Annotated in this window: 4 protein-coding genes and 1 rRNA gene; 1 reads left to right on the forward strand and 4 read right to left on the reverse strand. The window is 43.5% G+C overall.

What is annotated here, in order from left to right:
* Positions 1-96, forward strand: a 96-nt coding sequence (locus tag AC1P5O_RS16050; protein WP_151760394.1) for a transposase domain-containing protein, incomplete at its 5' end; no start/stop codon positions are given.
* Between the two features lie 27 nt (positions 97-123).
* Here AC1P5O_RS16050 and AC1P5O_RS16055 read toward each other — a convergent pair.
* The 4 genes from AC1P5O_RS16055 to rrf all read right to left on the reverse strand — a co-directional run bounded on the left by AC1P5O_RS16055 (position 124) and on the right by rrf (position 5,147).
* Positions 124-660: a DUF2726 domain-containing protein gene (locus AC1P5O_RS16055; protein ID WP_348942352.1), complete on the reverse strand. Its 537-nt coding sequence runs from the start codon at positions 658-660 to the stop codon at positions 124-126.
* A 398-nt stretch (positions 661-1,058) separates the two neighbouring features.
* Positions 1,059-3,467: a YgiQ family radical SAM protein gene (locus AC1P5O_RS16060; RefSeq protein ID WP_004644879.1), complete on the reverse strand. Its 2,409-nt coding sequence runs from the start codon at positions 3,465-3,467 to the stop codon at positions 1,059-1,061.
* Positions 3,468-3,689: 222 nt separating this feature from the next.
* Positions 3,690-4,883: an MFS transporter gene (locus AC1P5O_RS16065; protein ID WP_005248459.1), complete on the reverse strand. Its 1,194-nt coding sequence runs from the start codon at positions 4,881-4,883 to the stop codon at positions 3,690-3,692.
* Between the two features lie 150 nt (positions 4,884-5,033).
* A 5S ribosomal RNA gene (gene rrf, locus AC1P5O_RS16070) occupies positions 5,034-5,147 on the reverse strand.

Below are 5,147 nucleotides of genomic sequence, written 5' to 3' on the forward strand. Positions count from 1 at the left end.
GCCTATCTCAGTGATGTGCTGAAAAGGTTGCCGACACATAAAGTGACCCAAATAGAAGAATTACTGCCACACCGCTGGAAATCCGACCAAAATTAAAAAATAGGCATGGGATTCAGCGGACGCTTACATTTTACTGCGCTCTAAATCCGAATATAAATAATATTTTTTCAGATCATTGCTAACTGTATATTTGGGCATTTTCTGCATTTGCGCTTGCTCCTGCAAGAAGTCCTGGCGCAACTGATAATATTCTGGCACATCATCGTAACGAATCACCCGATAACCGGCCATAGTCAACAATGCATCCTGAAAACCCGTTTGCTGAGGGCGCTTTAAGATTAAGGGATCGTCCACTCCCACCACGGCTAGAATCTGGTGCTGCTGATCCAGAATTACAAAATCTGCAGTCAGGTTGCGGTACTTATGTCGAGTCCGGTTAAATTTAGTAGTCATTAAGGCATCATAGGAAACATGTGCCAGAATAATGTATTCAGGTAAGACTTCTCTCAGGCGAGTGAAGGTCAATTGCTCATTCAGGTTAAAAATAGCACGTTGCTTTAACGCACTGTCTTGTGGTTTGGAATTATTTCCGAGCTTTTTCCATGCCATGAGCACGACACAGAAGAGCAGGAAACTCCCAATCATAATATAGGTGGTCATGCCTAAATCCTTGCATTCTTATAATCATTTTTGTTTTATTGTTGTGCAGTATAAACCCACGCTTTATTTTAAATAGAGCTAACAACCAATCTGTTTAAATACCCATACAACTGGTATCAAAACTCGATTCTATGTTACCTAAAGTGACATCTCTCTAGATGCCAATGAAAGTGGATTTAAAGTACTGATAATGCACTCTAAAACATCCATGGAATTGATCGCAATACATATCTGCCCAACTGTAGGACAATTCCGACAAAGTGTTATTTTTATATCACTTTTTTAAAGAACTTAGTCCAAATAATATATTCTTTTACACTTTCAACGAACAAGCTCAGGCTACGTTACTTTACCCAAGAGCTAAAAAAAGACACCGAAGTGTCTTTTTATTAACTTAATTATGCACGTGATTTGGGCTTCGCTTTAGGCTTTGGCCCACCAAACGGTTTTTTGGCATCGCCTGTTTCACGCGGCGGCAAACCAGTGTGCTGGGTCAGAATTTGACCACGTTCAGGACGTTTCTTGGTATTTGAAGGACGTGACTGAGCCTGTGCAGCCTTGCTACGATTCCCTTGCTCACCGGTACGTTTTTGCGAATCACCGGCAACCGTCGAGTTCTTCTTACGCGCCGATTGATACTGACCATCTGCACTGCCTACAGGCTGATAAGTCGGAATCAAATGCTGTTTCGAATTACCAATCAAATCCTGACGACCCATTTCTTTCAGGGCTTCACGCAGTAAAGGCCAGTTGTTTGAATCATGATAACGCAAGAAAGCTTTGTGCAAACGACGACGCTTCTCACCTTTCACAATGTCAACATTTTCAGTATAACGCGCCACTTTCGCCAGCGGGTTTTTACCCGTGTAATACATAGTAGTTGCAGTCGCCATCGGTGATGGATAGAAGGTCTGTACCTGATCGGCACGGAAACCATTCTTCTTCAACCAAATCGCCAGATTCATCATGTCGTAATCGGTGGTGCCCGGATGCGCCGCGATGAAGTAAGGAATCAAGTATTGTTCCTTACCGGCTTCTTTACTGTAACGATCAAACATTTGCTTGAAGCGGTCATAGGTACCAATACCCGGCTTCATCATTTTATTGAGTGGACCTTTCTCGGTATGTTCAGGCGCAATTTTTAAGTAACCACCGACATGATGGGTGACAAGTTCTTTGACATATTCAGGGTTTAAAACCGCAAGGTCATAACGTAGGCCTGAACCAATCAGAATCTTTTTAATGCCTGGTAAAGAACGCGCTTTACGGTATAACTGCGTCAATGGCGCATGGTCGGTATGCAAATTCTGACAAACGCCCGGGAATACACATGACGGTTTACGACAGTTCTTTTCAATCTCAGGATCTTTACAGGCCAAACGATACATATTGGCTGTTGGGCCACCCAAGTCCGAGATAATGCCAGTAAAGCCTGGAGCCGTATCACGGATTTTTTCCACTTCACGCAGAATCGATTCTTCAGAACGGTTCTGAATAATACGACCTTCATGTTCCGTAATCGAACAGAAAGTACAGCCACCGAAACAGCCACGCATGATGTTCACAGAGAATTTGATCATGTCAAACGCAGGGAAACGGGCATTGCCATAAGCAGGATGCGGCAGACGTGCATAAGGCAGGTCAAACACATAGTCCATCTCTTCCGTAGTCAACGGAATTGGCGGTGCATTCAACCAGACATCACGTTCACCATGCTTTTGCACCATGGCACGCGCATTCCCCGGATTGGTTTCCAGATGCAGAATACGGTTGGCATGTGCGTAGAGCACTGGATCTGCAGCCACTTCTTCAAAAGCAGGCAAACGAATTACGGCCAATTCGCGCGGCGGTAACTTATGTTTAATCGCTTTAGAAGCCGGTTGCAGTTGCACAATTTGTGTATCAGGATCTAAGTCATCCCCTGCTCGCACAATCGGGTTAGCGACATGTTCTTTTTGAAAACCTTGGTACTGGCTAGAATCCTTGCCTTGTTCAATCTCACAACCCTCGATATCTTCAGTCATGACATACGGGTTAATAATTGGATCAACACGGCCAATGGCATCGACATCATTCGATGCAATTTCCACAAACTTGGCTTTAGAGGCACGGTTGTGTTTATTCACAATAAACGCTGTACCGCGAACATCAGTAATCTCGTGAATTTTCTCGCCACGCGCCAAGCGATGCATGATTTCAGTGATTGAGCGTTCGCCATTACCGTACATTAAAAGATCGGCTTTTGAATCCATCAAGACTGAACGACGGACTTTGTCTGACCAGTAATCATAATGTGCAATACGACGTAACGACGCTTCAATACCGCCGAGCAATACTGGTACATCCGGATAAGCTTCACGAACACGCTGGCAATACACAGTTGCCGCACGGTCTGGACGTTTGTTTGGCTGATTGTCTGGTGAATAGGCATCATCAGAACGGATTTTACGGTCAGCCGTATAACGGTTGATCATGGAATCCATATTCCCTGCAGTCACACCCCAGGCAATATTCGGTTTACCTAAAACGCGGAACGCATCCACGCTGGTCCAGTCTGGCTGTGCAATAATACCGACACGGAAGCCTTGTGCTTCTAGCGTACGACCAATAATGCCTGAACAGAAAGATGGATGATCGATATAAGCATCACCACACACCAAAATAAAATCACAGCTGTCCCAGCCGAGTTGATCCATTTCCTCGCGTGACATCGGCAAAAATGGCGCAGGGTCAAAACAAGACGCCCAATATTTGTCGTAATCAAACAACGCTTTTGGCGCAGTCTGCATGGTATAAGCAGTAGACATGGCTAGCAATTCTCGGCTGGCAGATGATAGGAGATCTAAAAATAAGATCAAAGATGAAAGCCGATTATTTTACCATGAATCGGCCCTAGCTTGCTTGATTATAATTTATACAAAATCAGAGACTAACTGAATCACGCTCTATTTGTCACTTGAATCTAAAGTTTAAATATTTCAAAAAAGAAATTGATTCTATTTATGAGGAGGAAAGCTTGGAAATAATCTCTAATTTGAACGGAGTTTTAAACTGAATGACAAACCCGTCAGTAATAACGCGGCAATAAACACAGTTAATCCTATCCAGCCATAATTTTCCCATACCAATCCGCTTGAGCTCCCCAACACGCTTGAACCCAGGTAATAGCAAAATAAATACAGCGACGAACCGACTGCCCGATACTGTAAGGACTGGATCGACACCCAGCTACTGGCAGTCGAATGGGCAGCAAAAAAAGAAAAAGTAAAAATCAGCAATCCAATAAAAACAATAACCAACTGATCAATAAGCATCAGCGCCAAGCCCACAAGCATCATCAGGATCATGGCTGCCAATATTCTGAATTTTCCATAATGCCGTCCCCAGTGTGCTGCTCGAGGGGAGCTATAAATACCAGCCAAATAAGTAATCGAAATCACGCCAATCCAGACATGAGATAATTCAAATGGCGCTTGGATCAAGCGATAACTCAGATAATTAAATACCGAGACAAAGCAGCCCATCAAGATAAAACCTTGCAGGAATAAAACCCGAAGTTTTGGATCAGCGAGATTCTGCCTAAATGAGTTTTTAAAACGATTCAGCTTGATTGGATAGGCTTTAAAATGTTGCGAAGCGGGTAATAGGTAAGAAAATAATCCAGCGATACAAAGATTTAAGATACCGATAATCAAAGTGGCAGATTGCCAGGAGATAAAATCCACTAAAACTCCGGCAATTAAACGCCCTCCCATACCACCTATCGCTGTGCCAGAAATATATAAGCCCATGGCAAAACCGATATCTTTTTCTGCAATTTCTTCTCCGATATAAGTCATCGCGACCGCAGCGACACCACTGACTGTCAATCCAATCATTACTCGTGTGGTCAGAAACACCGACCAGATCGGCAATATTGCACTTAATAGTAATAATACTGAGACTGAAAATAGCGACCAGACCATAATCGGCTTACGACCGAATCGGTCTGATATTAGTCCAGTAAAAATCAGGCCAACTGCCAAGGCAATGGTAGAAAAAGATAAAGGGAAACTGCTTTGAGTCGGGCTGACCTGGAAATAATCAGCCAGAATCGGCATCATCGGCTGTACGCAATACAGTGATGAAAAAATGGCAAAGCCAGCAAGGAATAAGGAAAAAAGCACTGCTTTAAAAGCAGAAGAGCCATATTCAATATGGCTTGAAGATGAATTTGAGGACATATCCGCTCCATAGACCGGTTCAGTATACGCCTCTCAATTTTATTTTTATGTGATGTTTCAGTCGAAATAGCACATAAATAACATTTATTTGACTAACCCCCCATAAAAAAATCCCCCTCTGCTAATGCGGAGGGGGATTTTGGAATAATGAGCTGGCGATGACTTACTCTCACATGGGTAACCCCACACTACCATCAGCGCTAAGAGGTTTCACTTCTGAGTTCGGGAAGGGATCAGGTGGTTCACTCTTGCTATGGTCGCCAG

It is taken from the genome of Prolinoborus fasciculus (assembly GCF_056724605.1).